This window comes from Streptomyces sp. NPDC057249, from assembly GCF_042669245.1.
GTDB lineage: Bacteria > Actinomycetota > Actinomycetes > Streptomycetales > Streptomycetaceae > Streptomyces.
Genome location: NZ_JBHUXS010000012.1, coordinates 203,836 through 221,756 on the forward strand (window position 1 = coordinate 203,836; position 17,921 = coordinate 221,756).

The following is a 17,921-nucleotide window of genomic DNA, read 5'->3' on the forward strand; positions in this document are numbered from 1 at the left end:
CTCCGCACTGACGCTCTGCCGTTGCTAGGACTTGCACGGTGGCCGACCCTGAACCACTCAGATCGGGGCGGTACTGCTGCCGTTCCCGTGGGCGAAGCCTCCGTTCACCAGCGAAGGGCGGTCCGATCAGACGGTCATGGTCCGCCCCTGCGTGATGTCCGCAGCGCCCGGCAAGTCGGCGGGCGGTGACGTCAAGGTGGCCGGTGGTCCCAGGGGGGGTGAGGCCAGGCCAGGCGCTGGTTAGAGGCCGATCGTCGTTTCGTCCTGCGGGCCGGTCTCGTCTGCGTCGGCATCCGCGCCGTCGGAGGCGTCTTCGGTGCTTTCTGCCGTGCGGCGGTAGTAGGGGTGGGTGGTGTCCATCCTGCGGGCGTGGTGGAGGGGCGTGGGGGTGCTCTGTCGAACGTCGGAGGTGATGCCTTGGTTGGTCAGGACAGCGGCGACGGCCCCGATGAGGTCGCAGTCGGCGTCAGGGCTCTGGGCGATGACGGTGAACCGGGTGGCGGTGTGGGCGTAGCCGTTCTTGCTCTGGCTGCTGCTGTCGAAGCGGGTCTCGTCCTTGCCGAAGCGGCCGGCGGGGCCGGCGGCCCAGGTGCGGGGGACGTTGACGAGGAGGAGGTCGGGGTAGGTGATGGCGCCGTCGTCGGTGGCGAGTTGGAAGAGGCTGTTGGTGGTGTCCGTGGCGCGCCAGGTGCCGTCGCTGGTGCGCATGTGTGCTCCGGTGGGGCGGCCGATGCGTTCCAGGTCGCTGATGACGCGGACGGTGGCCAGGGGGCGTTGGGCGCGGGGGAGGCTGTGGCCGGGCAGCCAGGACGCCTGCTGGGGCATGTCGGGGGGCGGGTTCTGGCCCAGGGCTTCGTCGGTGAGGCCTGCCCAGATGTGTTCGGCGGCGTTGCCGTCGACGTAGAGGACGGCGGGTGGTGTTGCGGGGAGTTGGGTGCGGGCGAGGATGAGGGCCTGCTCGACGATGTCGGCGGCGGCGTGGTATCCACTGACGTCCCAGGCGAGGTCGGCGGCGTGCAGCGCGGTGGTGGCCGGGCTGTGGGGATGCCACTGCCCGGCTTGGGGGCTGTAGGCCCAGACCTGCCACGGAGAGTTCTCTCTGCCGGTGGGGCCGGAGTTCTTTTCGCCGGTGGGGCGCATGGCGGTGAGGGTTACGGTGATCGGTGCCGGTTCGGCGGTGCGGCGCTTGCCGGGTGTGCGGCGCGGGGCGTGGCGGCGGACGTGGATGCCGATGTGCCACCAGTTCTCGAGCGGCAGTTTCCCGAACGCGGCACCGAGGCGGTGGTCGGTGGCGCCGATGCCGCTGAGGATTTCGCGCAGCACGTTCGCGGTCGAGCTGTCGAGACCACTCTGGCGGGAGGCGACCTTCTTCGCTCGGTATTTTTCGTTGTAGGGCTTGCCTTCCCGGGTGTGGGTGGGGACCGGCGGCGGGGCCTGCTTGATGTACTGGGAGGTCGCTGAGAGACGTGCGAGAGCCTGCTTCGATGGCCACTTGCCGTCCTCTGCCTCGGCCTTCTCCCGGGCTTCGACACTCGGGTACCAGCGATCGGGGTCCCAGTCGGTCTCGCAGATCGCCGCGACGAGCGTGTCCTCGCGGGTATAGGGGGCGAGCATCTGCGCTAGGTCCCGCTCGCGCTCCGCGCTGCTGCGCGGTCCGTGTCCGAGGGCACCGGCCTTGTCTTCGAGGAAGAGGACCTCGATACGCCCGCCGGCGACTGGTTCGGCGACACCCTCAAGGGCCTTCCAGTCCTCGCCAGGGCCCCACTGGGCGGCGATCGCGCCCTTTACGCGGGCGCGGACCTCGTCGGTGCTCCACAGCACGGGGACGAGGAGGGTGCCCACGCCGGCGGCGTCCAGGGCGGCGGGGATCCGTTCGAGGGCGATCGGTCCGCTGATCCGTGAGCCGCTCTCGGTGGGCGGCACCTTAATGCCGGGGACCTCGATGAACACGGGGCTGCGGTGGCTGTACTTCTCGCACCTGGTGTCGATGGCCTCCTCGATGCGGCGGAAGAACTCCATGCCGTGTCCGCGGCCCGGGCCGGGGGTGCGGGCACTGGCCGGGGCGACGGCCCAGACCGGGCCCGGCGCCGTGCCGGCCAGGGCATCGTCGGCGAGGTGATCGGGGAAGGGCGGCACGCTCGCGCTCAGGCGGGGCAGGGCTGCAAGGCGGCGGCTCGCGGCGACAGCGGAGACGTTCAGGCGGCGTTTCCACGGCGGGCCGTCGGTGGCCGCGGAGACGACGAGTGGCTGGTCGGGGTTGGCCAGCAGGACGGTGGCGACCCCCTTCCAGGAGGTGGCGAGGAGGGTGGTGGTGGCGTTCACGGTCAGCGCATGGCGCCTGGAGTGACCGCTGGCGGCGGTGCCGAGGGTGATACGGGGCAGCAGGTGGCGCACGATGCCCTTGCGGTCAGGCTGGGCGGGCAGTTCGTGGCCGATTGCGGCCAGTCGCCCGTCGGTGCACAGGGTGAAACGGACGGGGGCGCCGTTGTCGCGGGGCCAGTCGAGGGCGGCGAGTTCCTCGGCCAGGCGCCAGCGGGCGAGTTCGCCCGGCCACCAGCCGCGCGAGCGCTTACCGGCGCGTGGCGGCGGGGGCAGGACAGCGGGCCGGGGTTCGGCCTGGGCGAGGAGTTCGGCCAGCTGTTCGCCGATGCGCAGGCCGTCGGGGCCGGGGACCACGGCTTCGGCCCAGTAGCAAAACACGTCGCGCCGGTCCTCGGCGCTGATCGGTGCCGCGCACAGGAGTTCGTAGCAGCCGTCGTTCCACTGCCAGCGCGCCTACGTGCCCGCCGCCGCGCGCAGGACACTCTCCAGCGCCCGGTAGGGAGGCTGCACATCCAGACCCGTGCCGACGTTGCGCTTGTACTCGTGCGAGAGCTCCGCCGCCAAGTCCATGGCGGGGGCGCCGGGCCGGTAGGCGACTACCTCGCCAAGGTCGCTGGGAGCGGTGCGGAACTGCAGCAGGCGGGCCTGCTTGCGGGCGACGCTGTCGAGCGGACGGCTCATGCGTACTCTCCCAGGTAGGAGTCGAAGCCCGCGCGAAGCGCGGGGAGCAGGTGCTGGGCGTGGGCGTACTCGGCGATCTCCTCGATGGTGTGACCGTAGGAAGTGCCGAGCTGGGTGAGGTCCTCCTGCCGGGACTGCTCGAGCAGCCCGCGGATCAGGGTGGGCAGGTCGGATCCCCAGGTGGGGTCGTGGAAAGCGCCGTCGATGAAGTGGAGCTCGACGTGGGTCTGCCCGCGGCGTCCGCGGCCCGCCAACTGAACGCTCTGCCCGAGGAGAGTGGCGACGAGTTCGTACTTCAGCTCGTCGGGCAGGGCGGAAAAGCGCTTGGGCGCGTTGAGATTCAGGCGCAGGTGCGCATTGGCCACCCCACGGGCCCGGGCCAGAACGGCGGCGGGGTCGTCGCCGGGCACGGTGTCGCGCCAGGCCCGGGCGGCGACACTGGCCGCCAGCACCGCCGGTTCGTCGGCCGGCATGACCGGCCGCACACCCATGGCGATCAGGGTGATCGCCGACACGGCGACGCCCTCGAACACGGTCAGCACATTCAAGCCCCGCTCGGTGCGCGGCAGCGGCGAGATGAGCACCTCGCCGTCCAGATCCGCCAGCTCCGCGAAACGGTCACGGGTGAGCTGACCGATCGCATCGCAGACCGGAGGCAGAGAAAGGTCAGGGGTGTCCGCGACTGCGACGTAGATCCGCAGCCGCCGTCCACGGGCGAGCGCGGTGTCGTACAGGGCCTGGGCGAACAGGCGGGCGTGCCGGTAGGAATTGACGGTGATCAGGGCCCGCGCGCGGTGCCGGGTGCGCGCGTCTGCGGCCAGCCGGTCCAGGTCGCGCACCAGCCCCGGTGCGTAGCCGGCGGCCAGAGCAATGACCCGCTGGTCGCGTTCGCGGTAGGGGGTGCTGCCGACAGCCAACAGCTTTCCGTCGGCGACGGGGGTGCTGTTGAAGATGGTCAGACCATCGCGGAGGGTGTCGGGCATGGCCCAGTTGGGGCGGGCGAGCAGATGGGTGCGTGCCGCACCCGGCATGAAGCCGGTGGCGGACATCCCCAGGACAGTGCGCTGGCGGCCGCACAGAGCGAGGGAGACGATGCTGCCGAGGAACTGCGTCTCGGTGTGGGGGTCCGCGCGCAGCACCTCCATCTTCAAACTCGCGTGGCCACCCGGATCGTCCAGCCCCTCGAAGCGGAACCCGCCCAGCTGGCGGCCCAACGGCCCGAACGGGACGACAATGCCGGCGCGCTGGTGACCGATGGCGTCGGCGAGCTCACTGGCCGCGTCGATGCCATGCCCAGAAAGTTCGCCGGCCCGGTCCGTCAGGTCGAACATCGTGTGGACGATGGCCGTCAGCCACGTTTTCATCATCAACGCGTGCAAAACCCCGGCCGTGACCTCGGCACGCGAGAGCGCCCGCGCCTGTTCCGGCCGGTCGAGCCCGCGCTGCGCCGGAACCGTGGACTCAGCCGGTGCTTCGTCGGCTCCGTCCTCGCCAGCGCAGAAGGCAGGCAGCGCGGCGGAGACGATCTCCCGCAGCTCGTCCTTGAAGGGGGCAAGCTGCCGCTCCCCTCCCTCGTCGATCGTGAGCATCCGCTCCAGCACGCCCGGAATGGGCAGCAGCCGATCCGGCAGCACGGCGCCGGAAGGGCGGTCGCCAGGGCGGGTGGCCACGCGTGGGAGCAGCGCCTGCAGACAGTCGGCCTGCTCGGCGGTGGCCGTGGCCTCGGGATCCACTCCGATCAGGTCTTCCAGCAGATGCCGGTCCCACTGATGCGGCTGATACCAGCGCTTGCGGTCCTGCAAGATTTCCCGCGCCCGGCGCGGGTCCTGCCCACGGGCCAGGGCCCGGGCCTGGGCAACCTCGGTACAGACTTCCTCCCCGGCCACCAGGTCCAGCAGCTGCTCGGCCAGGAACACCGCCCGGGTCAGAGGCCGGCGCACGGCCACCGCCAGCCGCGGCGGCGCCTGGTGCAGGCTGTCGCGAATGCGCCGCAGCACCGTGGTCGGGCGGGAGCGGGACGCGAGCTCCAGCACGCCGCACTCGCCGAACCCCCGCGACTGATAGGCATCGACCTCGTCGATGACCACATAGGACGCCAGGCGCAGAAGGAACTCCCGCACGCTGATGTTGTTGCGGACCTCCCCGTCGACCTCCACCGGAACCTTGATCATCCCGGACTGGAAGCAGGCGTGAGTGGTCACGATGATCCTGGCCGTCGTCGCGGCCTCGACATGGGAGAACTTCCCGCACGACGACACATACGGGCACAGCGCCCGCTCCGGCTGCCCGAAAGCATCCGACGCCGAAACCGTGCACGGCTCCCTGCCGCCCTCGAACGCATCACGTCCCTCCAGCTGCGCCTGCACAGCGCACCCGTAGGCGGAGTTGTCGACGAGGAAGGCAATACTCGCTGACGCCTGCGCCAGCGGCACACCGGTGCCCTCCAGCTTCGCGGCGGAGCGCAGCGCGAAGTCGTACCGGCTGTTGGGGGCGATGAACGGCGTGGCCGTCTCCTTCACGCCCGCCGCCCGCAGCTCCTGCTGGAAGGTGGAGGCTTCGCCGTAGACGTCGCCGTTGTCGCTGACCACCAGCACGGTGGTGCGGCCCAGGCCAGCCTGCTGGATCGCCAGCCCCCGGCCGAAGACGTTCTTGCCCACGCCCGGGGGTGCACTCAGCAAATGCGTCCGGCCCGGCGCCAGGACGACGGGTTCCAAGGGGCGCTGCCCGCCACCGATCGTCCCCCGCAACAGCAGCGCGATCTGCCTCTCACGGAAAGCCGGCCCCTTCATTGCCTGGTCGGTGTCCCGGCTCTGCCAGCCGAGCTCATCAGCGTCCACCACCAACTCCACCGACGGCGCGGTCACGACCTGAGGCAGCCTGTACACCCCCTGCTCGTCAGGGAAAGCGAGCTGGACCCGCCCACGCGATGTCGGCGCCGACCAGCCCGACCCGCTCGCGACCCGCAACAACTTCGGAGGCACGGCCGGTGCAAGCAGGCGATCGGCTACGTCCGAAGGGTCCTGCCCGTGAACCGGCAGCACCTCAAGCGCCTGCCCCCGCTCGTGGTACCCGAGCGCGTAGAGAGCCGGCAGCGGGTCGTCCACGTCCGGCGTCTGGAAGACGTTATAGACGGTCCGCTCAATGTGGTGCAGCAGCGCCTCACCCCGATGGCGGGTGCCCAACAGCGCGCCCAGACGCTGCTTGTCCGTCTCCGACCACTGCTCCCAGCCCGCCACGACGCGCGGCGCGTGCCCGCTCAGCAGGACATGGGCGTCAGCGACGCGCACCACCTGCCGCCCGTCGCGGAACCGGCCGGGAAGAAGATACTCGGCCAGGGCCAGAGCCCCGGCAAGCGTCCTGCTCACGCCCCCGCCACCTCTGCCACCAGGTCGGCATCGGTCAGCACCCGGGCCCCGCTGCCCCGCACCACCCGGCGCAGCAGCGGCAGGTACCCCCGCAGGTGCTCAGGCACCACGAAGCACAGCTCACCGTGCCCCTCGGGATCCTCGCGCAGCCTCTCAGCAAGCCCGTACGGGTCGGCCCAGGTCTTCACGTCGACGCGCCACACCCTGGACCCGTCGGCACGAGTAACGTGCAGGTCATAGGCGTCGCCGAACGGCCACAACCGCACGTCCGCGCCCAAGGCGGCCAGCCGGTCGCGCAGCTCAACCTCCAGCAGGCCCGGGAGCGTCACCCACAACCACAGGGCGTAGGGCAACGCCACATAGCCCTCCACGGGCAGTAGCTCCGGCACGGTCCGCAGCTCACCGCACGGTGCCAGACGCCAGCCCTCAACCGCACTTGCTTCGGCCCGGTACCGGGCACCCAGCAGACTGTGGCGCTCGTCCTCACACTCAACATCCACTACACCACTCGGACGGTAGGTGGCTCGCATCGTCCATCCGCACATAGGACACGCTGCCCACAGACCGCCGAACTGCCGCGTCGGAGAGATAGCCGTGTACGCGCCCAGCTCCACCAACGCGGCGTTCCGAGACAGAACACGCCGTGTCAGGACGGGCGTGCGGACCATCGCCTCCCGGCCCAGGGTGTACGCCTCGAAACCGACGGCCCGCAGCGCGCGAAAAACAGCGTGCTGGACGGCCTCGCCGGAGATCCGAGACAACCCGGTACCCACCGGCAGCATCCCCACCGCCCGCAGCAGGCTGTGCAGATGGCGGATGTCAGCACCGATCCCCGGCGCCAGATGGCCGTGCTCAGAAGCCTCCACCGCAAGCCGGTGCAGCGCCGAACTGGGCATGCCGTCCTCATCGAGCAGCCACAGCTCGCCGAGCACAGATTCCTGAGGCCGCCCCGGCAGAAGATCGGATACCCGGCTTCCGCGGAGCCGACGGGCGAACACCTCGTACGACGGCGCCTGCTCAAAAACCCCGAACGAGCGCACATAGCGACCATGGCACTCCATCAGCAGCCGCATCCGCCCCTGCGCGTCCCCTTCACTGCTGCTCAAGGCCAAAGCCGCGACCACGCAGGCATCGAGCGCCGCGCGCTGCTCCACTTCGAGCTCCTGCACGGCCGCTGTCGTCCCGGCCACCGCTGACACCCAGGTCCTCCCCGCACCGCATCGAGCCCATGCCACAACCTCAACACCTCCGCCCTGCGGGAGGGCACGGGAGCCCGATGACCTTCCCTCGATTCGGTGATCTCGGTTTCGACGCGCGCGTACGGGGGGCTCTCCGGGCGGACTTGGTCCGGTTGCCTCCATACCGGGACTGGGAGACGTGCTTCCGGCGCCCGGCAGGCAGCGAGGAGGAAGGTTCACCAACGCTCGATCGTTGTTTTATCCGGGCTCGCCCCCGTCGACGTACCCCCGGCAGACGGGGCTGCTGGCGGCGGCTCAGCCACCGTGCTTGTGCCGCCTCTCGGGGCGCCCACTCGCCGCTGGCGGCCGGTGCCGACCGGGCCGTGGCGTGCGCAGCCGGCCGCTGCGCGTTCATGGCGGTGGGAAAGGTCAGGCCGGTGGTGTAAACAACCCGTTCTCGGGGTCAGTGAGGAGCGGGCCGGGGGCGGCGACCCGGCGGCCTGGGACGGCGGGGGAGAGGTAGCCGCGGTCCCGAGCTGCTTTGATCCAGTCCTTGATCGTCGGTTCCGGCCGATTGAATGGGCCGGCCAGGCGGCGATGGAGGCCAGGACCGTTAACGGCTTCACGGAGATAGGCATGGGCCACGGCGTGCAGGAGCTCACCGTCGAGCGGGGGCCGCCCGCGCTGCGCCGACTGCGCGAGCTGGCGTTCGCGTTCTCCAGGGCCCGCAGGAACGATGGTGCGAGACCCGGTCCCGCGGCCCGAGGGCGGCCCAAGACCGTGACGCCTTCATCTTTCCATGACTTGTCGGCCAGCTCGGTTTGGGCCCGGGCGACGATCTGACCCAGCGGGATACGGCGCAACAGGTTACTGGTGATCGGCGGGGACACTGCTACCGCCGCATCCTCGTCCGGAGGGCCGACGAAGTCTCCCCAGTCGTCCCAATAACCCCATTCTGGCCGCCAGAGCTCGAGTTCGATCACTCCGAGGCCAGTTCCTTGGTTCGCCAGGATGCCGTGCACGGTGACCGGAAGATCAGCTGCCTTATAGAGGAAGTCTGCGACGTAACCGGGGCCGCGCTCTCGTTCCTTGACGAACAGTGTGAGTTCCGGACCTGATAGGGCATCCTCAGGGATCTGCTCGTGCTCCTGGTCATCACCGTCGCTTTCGCTGCCGTCGCCGACGATGCGTCCGTACGCGTCGCGTTGGACGTGGATGGTGGGCTGTCCGCTGGTGAGCGCGCGGGAGGCGAGCTGCTCCACCAGACGTTCGCCATGCGAGCGTAGGCGCTGGAGCACAGCGACCAGTCCGGCATAGGAGGAGGAGGCGACCATGTCGGTCGGATCCTCGTCGGGCTCTAGGAACACCGAGACGATGATCCTGGCGACCTTCGTGTTGCCGTCGCGGTTGAGGCGGAGGGCGCGGCCGATGTTCTGGACGATCTCGACCTTGGAGCCGCGGGTGTCGGCGAAGCGGATCGAGTCGACTCCCCGTGTGCCGGCGATGTCGACGCCCTCTCCGAGGACGCGCACCGAGGCGAGGAACGCGCGGTGCACCCGGTGCCCAGCCGAGTCGATGCCGTTGGCGAACTGGCGCAGGACCTCACGGTGTTCGGTGACGAGGTGGTCGCCGCTCAGCCAGGCGGACCAGACGCGGTCCGGGGGGCCGTGGCGGCCGGTCTCCAGCTCGTAGAACTCCGCGTCGATTGAGGATGCGGGGAGTTTGTCGGCGGCGGTCAGGTCGGCGGCGGAGGTGTCGATGGCGTACAGCTCGGCCGCTGTTCGCAGCTCAGGGGTGGCGGGTTACCGCGGCTTGGGACCCGTGCCGAGATGCCGGCGGCTGCCGCTTGATGCCCGCACCGTACGGCCCGCGCCGCCGCGCCCAGATCACCTTCTCCGAGTCCGCCGCGAAGCAACTGGACTCCATCACCAGCGAAACCGAGTTCCACGCCCTGGACCGCGCCCTGGTCGTCATCTCCGTCGACCCCGACGCCGGCGAACTCCTGCTCGGCGAGAGCAGCGGTCCGCGGATGCGGCAGTACGTCGACGACGTCGAACAGGTCCGCCTTGGGTGACCGTCCTGCACACCGTGGTCGTGGGCGCCTTCATCGGGGCGCACTTTCCGCTCGCCTGCGTTGTCATGCGAACGGATCCGAGGCTCCCCTGCACATCTTGAGGAACCTGGAACAGCCACCGAAGAGCGGGGCTGACAGGAGGGGAAGGAGGAGCGGTGATGGAGTTTGTGGTTCTGCTGGTGCTTGCAGTGCTGGCCCCGTGTGTGAAGAAGCTGGTCAAGAGTGTGGCAGCTCGTCATCGTGCGGAAGGGGAAGCTGCTTTGATCCGGGCTCAAGGGTGGGCTGACAGTTCTCGCGCTTTTGCTCAGGCGGAGATCGTCAGAGCGAAGAGGACAAACGCGCAGCGTAAGAGCAGGTCTGTCGTCCATGCTCTGAGCCAAGACGGGGGAGTGGGCAAGCAGCGGGGGAAGAGGAGCGGTGGCTAAAGAACCGCAAAGTGCAGCCGACGGATTCGGGGAGATGTTTGCGGAGAAGCACGAGGACCTCCTTGCACACGCTCGCCGCTGCCTTGCGAAGGAGAACATCCCTGAGTCCAGGCTGGGAGCCGAGGACTTGGTACAGGAGGCGATGACCGTCACCCTCGCCAACCACTCAAAGCAGTCGATCGAGAACCTTGCCGGCTACGTGTACAAGGTGATCTCGAACAAGGTCCGCGATGAGAGCCGGCGGATTGGTGTGGCTCAGCCCATCGACACGTCCCATCACAGCGTTGATCAGAATCGCTTCATCCACGTCTCAGCTCTCGAAGAGGTGGGACAGGATGAGGCTGCGGACTACCTTGATCTTGAGAACGCTCTTCTGACACTGCCCGAGCAACAGCAGCGCATGGTCATGCTGGCGAAGGGGTTCGACTACACGCATGCAGAGATCGCTGACATCACGGGCCTGCATAAGGGGACGATCTCCCAGCACATCAGGCGAGGCACGCGCGCGCTCACGATTTTGCTGACCGGCACGGCAAGCTGTCTCCTCTTCGCTCTCTTCACGTGCTTCGCGTCATTTGGAGGAGAGAGGCTCGTGCCTGCCAGCAGTACCGATGTCAGGGCAGCGGTCCGAAAGTTCGATGGGTACTCACCATGGGCGACGACCTTGGCAGTTCTGGCACTGAGCGTTCTGTTGGGAGCGGTGTGGATCATCAGGTCCAGAATCCGTAGGACAAACGACGGCATGATCGCAGAGCTGGCCCAGTATGCCCGGGAGATGGAGGCAGCCACGAGGTATGGAGGCGCGCTCGCGCTCAGCAGCCTTGGTCGTGAACCTACGGACGAAGAGTTCGCCAGACAACTGAGTGTGACACCCGAAACCATCCAGGTGGTCAGGTCCTACATGGCCCACGTGTCCAACGAGAACGAGGTCAGAGGCGTAGACATTCAGACGTGGACCAGACTCGCTGTCCATGAGGTCCGTCGCAGTGGGGCAGACACCCCCAGGCCAGCCAAGCTTCACGCTGACGAGGACGAGTGATCTTTCTCGCTGTACTCAGGTCCCCCGCGCAGCCCATCCCCTCACGGAACGACTTCGGCCGGGATCCAAAGAAGTTTGCATGGGGTGTCATGCAGGCCGAGTCTCTGCTCCCCTGGTCTCTATGGACCTACTGTATGAGGGGCTTCGTCCTCGGTCGAGGGCCGGGCGTGGACGGACGGGACGGCGCCGACCCAGGGGCGCAGCCGGGTGGCGACCCAGCACACCCGGACGCCGTCCTTGGCGAACCGCGCGGTGCGCTCCTTGATCTCCTCGGCGGTGATCGCGGACAGCTGTGCTTCCCAGGCCATCCGTGCGGTGCCGTCTGGGGAGGAGGCCATCACGTCCGCGCGCCAGTCGCCGTCGGGGCCACGGACTTCTAGCTCGGCGTGGTGGCCGGCGGCGCCGCCACCGAACTCCAGCGCCCTCTGTCCGAGATGGGCGCCACCGCACGCGGCGCGGGCGCCGCCGGCGCCACCCACCCGATGGCCGTCAACGAAACCGTTATCGCGCTGCTGCGCCCGAAGCCGGACCTGGCCAAGCTCGCCACCGACCCGCCCGCAGTACGGGCGGCCGCCCAGGACGTCGTCGATGCACCGGGCGGGGTGGGGAGCATCGGCTCGTACTGGACCGAGGTCGCGTTGCCGGTGGCCGGGTCCTGGAGCACGCCGGGCAGGGGCGGCGCCCAGGCCGACATCGTCCTCACCGCACCCCAGGACGACATCCCGTTGTTGTTCGTGGAGGTCGACAACTGCCACGAGACCGCGGAGGAGCTCGCGGACAAGCTGGAGAAGTACGCCCGCTTCTACCACCGCAAGGTGAAGGACACCGCGGGCAAGGCGCAGCCGATGTGGCGCACCCGCTGGACCACCCCACCCGGCACGGGGCTTGAGAACCCCTAACCGCCGGTGCTGTTCGTGTTCAACCCGCTCGGTGCCCGCAACCCCGAGCGCACCATCGCGCGCCTGGCTGCTCTCACCCGGCACCTGTGGGCCGGGACCAAGGACTACGAGGAGGACTTCCACCACTACGACAAGAAGATCCCCGTCATCACGACCACCCTGGCCGACCTCCGGGAGTACGGTCCGCATGGTCAGGTCTTCCGTCGCTTCGGCCGTCCCGGTCCGCAGACGCTGTTCGACGCGATCGGTAACCCCCGCCGCCAGGCCGCCCTGGAACGCCACTGGGCCCAGCAGCGGGCCCGCGAGCGCGCGGCCCAGGAGCGCGAGCGCCAGGAGACCGAACAACGCGCCGCGGAGCGGGAAGCGCAGCGCCCGGCGCGTGCGCGCTGCGGGACGAAGTTCACCGACGAACGGTGGAAGACGACCCAGGCCACCGACTGGGGAACTCCGGCAGACACCCACCCCACGCTCTGCGACCGGTGCAAGCGCCGCGCCCTCGTCGCCGTGCAGCTCGCCCAGACACTCCACCACCGTCGCTGGTGACCTATGACTTCTTCCAGCGGTTAGAGGAGGGTGACGACCTCTCACCTGCCCGCCAGGTCTCCTGAACCTGTTCCGTCCGAGCTGTGGGAGGGCGAGGAGGAGGCCCTGGCCGCCGCCGCGGCTGCCGGGCCGCCGGGCAGCCGCGTGGGTTCGCTCCTTGCCCGGTGCGCCGACTGCCTGCCCGGTGCGCCGACTGCCTGCCCGGTCGGCGCCTGGCTCGCTGGGGAGCTGCCGGAGGCGATCGAGACGGCGACGGCCTCCCTTGCCCCGGAGGAGTGCGACCGCATGGACCCCTCCGGCGTGATGATCGACGGCACGGGCGGCGTCGACGAAGTGACGCGCAGCGCTCTGCTCGCCGTGCCGTGCGTGGTCCAGGACGCGCCGTGGCTCACTGCGGATCAGCAGATCCGGCTGGTGGCGGTGGCCTCGCTGGTCGCAGGGGCGGCACGCCTGCTCGCGCAGGATCCGGGTACAGCGATCGAGCACGGGCAGCTGGATCGGATGTGGGCTTTGCTGGACCACGCCATCGTCTGACGTGCTGACGCCCGGCGACCAGACCGAAGAGGAGAGCCTTGTGGCAGCGGATCGGCGCCCCATGGACCTGGACGCGTACGAGGCCAGGGTGCGTAACGGGCCATGCTTCATCTGTGCGTTCGTGGCGGGTGAGCCCGGGCACGTGACGGTGTACGAGGACGACCAGCACATCGCCTTTCTCGACCGGTATCCCACCGTGCCGGGAAAGGTGCTCGTGGCTCCCAAGACCCACATAGAGCACGCGCCGTCCGCGACCTTGAGGAGCCCGCCTATCTCGCGCTGATGTCCGTGGTCCGCAAGGTGGCGCTCGCGGTGGAAGCGGTCTTCGCACCCGAGCGTATTGGTAGGTCCGGCTATTGCAACCTGCGGAATGGTTCAGGTGTCGGCACGGCTTCGCCGAGCCAACTCGGCCGCATAGCCCGCCCGCGGGCTCCCAGCATCTCGGGTCCAACGGGTCGCGGAGTTGATGTGGAGGCCGAGAAGGCGGTTGAGGGCCGCCGCAGGGAGTTCAGCGGCGATGTCCATTAGAGCCGAGTTTCGAGCCGGCCGGGCTCGGATGCCCAACCGCTTGAGCAGGACACCGAGCTGGGCCGCCCCGATGGGCTGACCGGCACCGCTGCCGGGGATGAGCCACGGATGGTCGTTGGTCCGGCCGAGGACGGAGTACCCGTGCCGCTTGTCGACCAGCTCCAGCACCAGGCCGTCCAACGGCGGTGGCAGCTCCGTTGGAACTCTGCCCAACCGCAGCTTGACGGTGGTGCCCTTGCGGACCACGTCGTCGGTCCTGAGCCGCGAGATGCGAGTCAACGGCTGGGCGAACAGCAGCAGCAGGAGCCCGGCAACCCGGGTCGAAACCTCCAATTCCTCATCGTGGATGAGCCGTTGGATGAAGGACCATCGTTGATCTTCTTCGACCAGCTCCATCGACGTAGTGGGTTCAGGAGCCGGGATCACCACGCCACTGGCGTGCTTCCGGCGGACAGCCCAGAGGAGGAAGCCACGGGCGTGGTGAGCGGATGCGCCGCCCTCAGCGAGCCAGTTGTCTATGTCGTGCTGGGTGCTGGAGGACAGGGACGTCCCGTGCTCTCGGAGATGGGCGAGGAGCTTGATGGCGCCTCGGACGTCACGGCGGACGAGGTCGGCTTGACCTGGACTGATTGGCCCCTTCTCGGCTTCTCGGCGGAGTCGACGAAGGTGGTGCCATGCGGCGAATCCGCGGACGGCCTGTCGTTCGGTGGGATCTTCGATCCGAGCAGTGTGCCGGGCGATCCACACCTCGAGGCGTGCGATCTGCTCGTCGCGCGGAGGCAGGGCGCCCTCGATGACCAACGCGGCCCGCAGATGCCGCACTGCCCCGAACGGTTTGAGGCCATCGAGGATCGAGTGCGTCAGCGGGCCGGAAGCGAGGGCCAGTGCCCGGAGGAGGTTCTGCGTGCTCGGCGCGCGAAGCCACTTCAGCATGCGGCGGTGATCGTTGTTGTAGAGGCATTCAGCGACAGGGACAGCCTCGGACCGCACGGCACCAGTTTCATCGGCCAGCAGGGCCTCAACGCGTCGCCGAAGAGCGCACGCATGGCAGAGACCGTGGTGATAGAGGCGTTCGAGGGTGCCGCACTGGACGCAGGTTCGCTGGGCATCGGGGTGCCGTGCATAGCACCGTTGGCAGAAGCCCTCGCCGGTAGTGGACCTGCCCCGGACCGCCGTCATCTTTCCGCAGCCTGCACAGGGCTCGGGGACTTGGCTGCAGCCACCGCAGACCGGCTGGCCGTCGGGCATGCGCCGAGCGACCTGTCTGACGTTGTGGCATCGCGAACACGACTGCGGGGTACGGGACTTGGTGTAGCTCGCCTCGCACCGCGGGCTCTCGGTGTCAGTGAAGGAGCACGGCCTGGTCTGGCCGCAGAATGCACAGACGGCGATCGGTCCGCGGTAACAGCGACGGCACAGTCTCTGGTCACCAGTGCTGCGGATGATCAGGCTCGTCCGGCCGCAGCTGGTGCACGGGTCGTGATTGAGTGGATCGGCCTGCAGACAGGGGTTGCAGAGCGGGCCGCCGTCCGGAAAGCGGGTGGCTACTCGCCGCCGCTCACCACAGCGCGAGCACGTGTCTGCCCGGAAGACGTGGTAGCAGTAGCGGCAGCAGCGCTTTCCCTCGTGGCTGTAGTTCAGCGGCTCACTCTTGCCGCAGAACGGGCAGCACGGCTTCACGATGTTGCGGGCTCCTCTCTCGAGGAGGGCTGCCGTCAGCCTGACGACCTGCGGCGGGACACCTACGGCGTCGGAGCCGTCACCCGTCAGCAGGGCGGGGTTGTTCTCCAATGCCCAGGCCAGCTTCCGCTGGTGGCCGGCCATCTTGGCGACGTCCCGAACGGCGCCGTCGACTTCCTGGCGCGACAGCCCGTGCTCGACGCTGGCGAGCACGGTCCAGATGGCGTCCAGCGGGTCGCCTTCATCCACGGGCGGGCAGTTCACGCATCGTGGTTGCCCGTGCCGGTCCCGGTTGGCGACGGGCAGGGTGCGGCCGCAGCTGGTGCACGGCTGCATGTCCCGCTTGTTGAGGCACGATCCGCAGATCCGCAGCTTCCCATCGGTTCCCACAAGCCGGTGCTGCTTCTGGCAGCGTGCGCATCGCGGCAGGAGCACCCGGGTGGCTCCTCGGGCCTGAAGGGCTCGGATGAACTTCTCGACCGTCGGTGGTCCTTCCGGCCGACCGGAGTCGAGGAGGCCGGGGTCACTTTCGAGAGCGGTAGCGAGCCGTCGCCGGACCGCCTTCTGGCGGGCCATGAGGTCGAGGGCTTCCAGGACGGCGGCATCTCCCACGTGGGGGTCGACCGCGCGTACGACGTCCTGGATCACACGGACTGGCTCGCGGATCGCCAGCGGAATGTCGGCAAGGGGATCATGCACTGGTTGCTACTCCGAGGTGATGCGGGCTCGCTTCGGCCGCAGGTCGCCGAGATTCGACTCGGTGCCAGCGGTCTCGCCGACGGCCGTCTTGCGGTGCTGGACGCCGGCTGCCGCCACGGGCTCGATCAGGTCCTCCATGGAGCACTGCAGGATGTCCAGCAGAGCCATCAGGGTCTTCAGGCTCAGTCGTTCCGGCGTCTCCACGACCAGGCGGTAGGTCTGGCTGGGGGACAGCTCGATGCCGCGCTGGGCCAGCAACGGCCGCAGGTCGGTCGTGGAGAACATGCCGCGGGTCGCCATGACCTCGCGAAGATGCCATCGGTAGTCCAGCTTCGCCGGCACATCGTCTCCCTATTGGGCCGAGGTGAGCGCGCGGTCCAAGACCTTGCGCATCATCGTGTTCATGAAGTCGCCGCTGACGCCGGTGTAGATGGCGGTCGTGGAGGCGAACCGGTGCCCGACCTGGTCCTGGACGAACTTGGGGTCCGCCCCGTCCTCGATCAGGTGGGTGACGTAGGAGTGACGCAGGCCATGCGGCGTCAGGTCCTTGTCCATCCCGAGCTCGTCACGGTACTCGGCGAACCGGTCCTCGATCTCCCGTGGTTGCAGTCGGCCACCCCGTTCAGTCAGCCATACGGGTGCCGTTGCGCTGGCCCGGTAGCGGGGCCGCAGGTTAACGACGTAGTCCTCCAACGACTCCACCGCCCACGGCATCACGCTCAACACCATCCGGCGCCGGGGCGGCGATCCTTTGGATCGCTTGCCCCAGCGGACGTGCAGCGAGCCGAAGCGGCCCAGCTCGGGAGCCTTCGGGTTCTTGTAGAAGTCGGTCATGTCCAGCCGGGAGACCTCCTGGCAGCGCAGACCCCAGCCGTAGATCGTCTTGAAGACGGTGGCGTCCCGGTAGGCGGCGAGGGCGCCCTTGCGGCCGAGGCGTATGGCTCGGTCGACGCGCTCGTCAGCGTGGTCGAACAGGGCCTGGCACTCCTCGCGGGTCATCGGCCGTCGGTTGGGGCCGCCTTCGTAGTCGGCGAGATGGGCGAGGGTGTTCCACTCGTGGCAGATCTGGACAGGGTGGGTCCCGAACCGCGTCTCGCAGACGTCCGGCCACTCGTAGTACGGCGACGTGATGTAGTCGCAGAACAGACGGATCGCCGTCTGGTAGTTGCGGATCGTCGAGGCCGCGAACGCCTCTGTGGAGACCAGGTCGGCCATCCACTCATCGAGGTGAGCGGCCGTCCACGTCCATGGGTACCCGTTGGTGATCTCCAGGAACCGACGCACGATCGCCTGACGGTCACTGATCGTCTTCGGCTGCAGATGCCGGCCACCTCGCTGCTGTCGGGCCCAGCCCTCGAGCATGGCATCGAAGACCGCGTCCTGCGGATGCAACAGGGCGACGCCGTCAACCAAGACCATCCGGGCGTTGCCGTCGCCCCGCTCACCGCGCGCCACCGGTACCCCTTCCATTCGGTGCGTGAATCATGCATCAGATGCAATCTCTTAGGCAAAGCGGCAGGTGAGAGGCTTATGATGCGTGGATCGTGGGCGAGGATGACAGTGCGGGTCACCAGGTCGGACGACTACGCATCTTGCATCCGATGCAATTCCCCCGGGTTCACCTACCTGCTGTCCCTGGGCAGCCAGCAGGGCAACGCGCACCTTCACTGGCACATCGCCGGCCTGCCCCCAGGAACGCCGTACAGGGAACAACAGTTCCACGCCCTGATGACCGAGAACGGCGTGCTGTCTTACACGAACGCGGAAGCAGCGGCCTTGGGGGAACGTCTGCGCGCCGCCCTTGCCGAAGGGTGAGTTCCCAAGCTGCCCGCAAGGGCGGGTTCGGGACGGCTACCGGCGGGACGGCTCTCCTACGAGCATCTCAAGTCCCGTGCGACGGTCCGCAGCGCGCCCTGGACGCAGATAAGTCAGTGCGGGCAGAGGCGCCCACTTT

15 protein-coding genes and 1 pseudogene are annotated in these 17,921 nt (G+C 68.7%); 7 read left to right on the forward strand and 9 right to left on the reverse strand.

Translation table 11 applies throughout. The features are described 5' to 3' along the window. Positions 1–240: 240 nt before the first annotated feature. From ACFUJY_RS23145 to ACFUJY_RS23165, 5 genes and pseudogenes are all read right to left on the reverse strand, one after another. The gene (locus tag ACFUJY_RS23145) at positions 241–2,700 is read right to left on the reverse strand and encodes an RNaseH domain-containing protein (protein WP_383302631.1); all 2,460 of its coding nucleotides are present in this window, start codon (positions 2,698–2,700) and stop codon (positions 241–243) included. A gap of 75 nt (positions 2,701–2,775) precedes the next feature. Continuing rightward, a complete protein-coding gene (locus ACFUJY_RS23150) occupies positions 2,776–3,003 on the reverse strand; it encodes a hypothetical protein (protein ID WP_383302633.1) in 228 nt (75 codons plus the stop codon). Continuing rightward, positions 3,000–6,368: a hypothetical protein gene (locus tag ACFUJY_RS23155; protein ID WP_383302636.1), complete on the reverse strand. Its 3,369-nt coding sequence runs from the start codon at positions 6,366–6,368 to the stop codon at positions 3,000–3,002. The genes ACFUJY_RS23150 and ACFUJY_RS23155 overlap by 4 nt, the downstream gene beginning before the upstream one ends. After that, positions 6,365–7,537, reverse strand: a complete 1,173-nt coding sequence (locus ACFUJY_RS23160) for a hypothetical protein (protein ID WP_383302638.1) — start codon at positions 7,535–7,537, stop codon at positions 6,365–6,367. Before ACFUJY_RS23160 ends, ACFUJY_RS23155 begins: the two co-directional genes overlap by 4 nt. Before the next feature lie 1,151 nt (positions 7,538–8,688). Beyond that, positions 8,689–9,330, reverse strand: a pseudogene (locus tag ACFUJY_RS23165) (helicase); the annotation flags it as partial. A 65-nt stretch (positions 9,331–9,395) separates the two neighbouring features. On the opposite strand from ACFUJY_RS23165, the gene ACFUJY_RS23170 reads away from it, so the two are divergent. Both ACFUJY_RS23170 and ACFUJY_RS23175 read left to right on the forward strand, forming a co-directional pair. Then, positions 9,396–9,620 (forward strand): hypothetical protein, encoded by a 225-nt coding sequence (locus tag ACFUJY_RS23170; RefSeq protein ID WP_383302641.1) that lies wholly within the window; start codon positions 9,396–9,398, stop codon positions 9,618–9,620. A 459-nt stretch (positions 9,621–10,079) separates the two neighbouring features. Further along, positions 10,080–11,084 (forward strand): sigma-70 family RNA polymerase sigma factor, encoded by a 1,005-nt coding sequence (locus ACFUJY_RS23175; protein WP_383302644.1) that lies wholly within the window; start codon positions 10,080–10,082, stop codon positions 11,082–11,084. A 119-nt stretch (positions 11,085–11,203) separates the two neighbouring features. Here the strand turns inward: ACFUJY_RS23175 and ACFUJY_RS23180 are convergent, their stop codons facing one another. After that, positions 11,204–11,422: a hypothetical protein gene (locus ACFUJY_RS23180; protein WP_383302646.1), complete on the reverse strand. Its 219-nt coding sequence runs from the start codon at positions 11,420–11,422 to the stop codon at positions 11,204–11,206. Between the two features lie 51 nt (positions 11,423–11,473). Between ACFUJY_RS23180 and ACFUJY_RS23185 the strand changes: the two genes are divergently transcribed. From ACFUJY_RS23185 to ACFUJY_RS23200, 4 genes are read left to right on the forward strand one after another with little or no spacing between them, the layout of a single operon-like run. Then, positions 11,474–11,983, forward strand: a complete 510-nt coding sequence (locus ACFUJY_RS23185) for a replication-relaxation family protein (RefSeq protein WP_383302647.1) — start codon at positions 11,474–11,476, stop codon at positions 11,981–11,983. A 15-nt stretch (positions 11,984–11,998) separates the two neighbouring features. Further along, the gene (locus tag ACFUJY_RS23190) at positions 11,999–12,526 is read left to right on the forward strand and encodes a hypothetical protein (RefSeq protein WP_383302650.1); all 528 of its coding nucleotides are present in this window, start codon (positions 11,999–12,001) and stop codon (positions 12,524–12,526) included. Between the two features lie 30 nt (positions 12,527–12,556). Next, positions 12,557–13,060, forward strand: a complete 504-nt coding sequence (locus ACFUJY_RS23195) for a hypothetical protein (RefSeq protein ID WP_383302652.1) — start codon at positions 12,557–12,559, stop codon at positions 13,058–13,060. A gap of 1 nt (position 13,061) precedes the next feature. Further along, positions 13,062–13,343, forward strand: coding sequence for an HIT family protein (locus tag ACFUJY_RS23200; RefSeq protein WP_383302655.1), 282 nt, complete (start codon positions 13,062–13,064; stop codon positions 13,341–13,343). Between the two features lie 92 nt (positions 13,344–13,435). Here the strand turns inward: ACFUJY_RS23200 and ACFUJY_RS23205 are convergent, their stop codons facing one another. The 3 genes from ACFUJY_RS23205 to ACFUJY_RS23215 are packed head-to-tail and all read right to left on the reverse strand — an operon-like array spanning position 13,436 to position 17,386. Next, positions 13,436–15,967, reverse strand: a complete 2,532-nt coding sequence (locus ACFUJY_RS23205; RefSeq protein WP_383302657.1) for a hypothetical protein — start codon at positions 15,965–15,967, stop codon at positions 13,436–13,438. A 6-nt stretch (positions 15,968–15,973) separates the two neighbouring features. Beyond that, complete coding sequence (locus tag ACFUJY_RS23210) at positions 15,974–16,309, reverse strand: helix-turn-helix domain-containing protein (protein WP_383302660.1); 336 nt, start codon at positions 16,307–16,309, stop codon at positions 15,974–15,976. Between the two features lie 9 nt (positions 16,310–16,318). Further along, on the reverse strand, positions 16,319–17,386 hold the full coding sequence (locus ACFUJY_RS23215; RefSeq protein ID WP_383302740.1) for a tyrosine-type recombinase/integrase: 1,068 nt from the start codon (positions 17,384–17,386) through the stop codon (positions 16,319–16,321). A 135-nt stretch (positions 17,387–17,521) separates the two neighbouring features. Here ACFUJY_RS23215 and ACFUJY_RS23220 point away from each other — a divergent pair, with 135 nt between their 5' ends. Further along, a complete protein-coding gene (locus ACFUJY_RS23220) occupies positions 17,522–17,782 on the forward strand; it encodes a hypothetical protein (RefSeq protein ID WP_383302663.1) in 261 nt (86 codons plus the stop codon). Positions 17,783–17,921 lie beyond the last annotated feature (139 nt).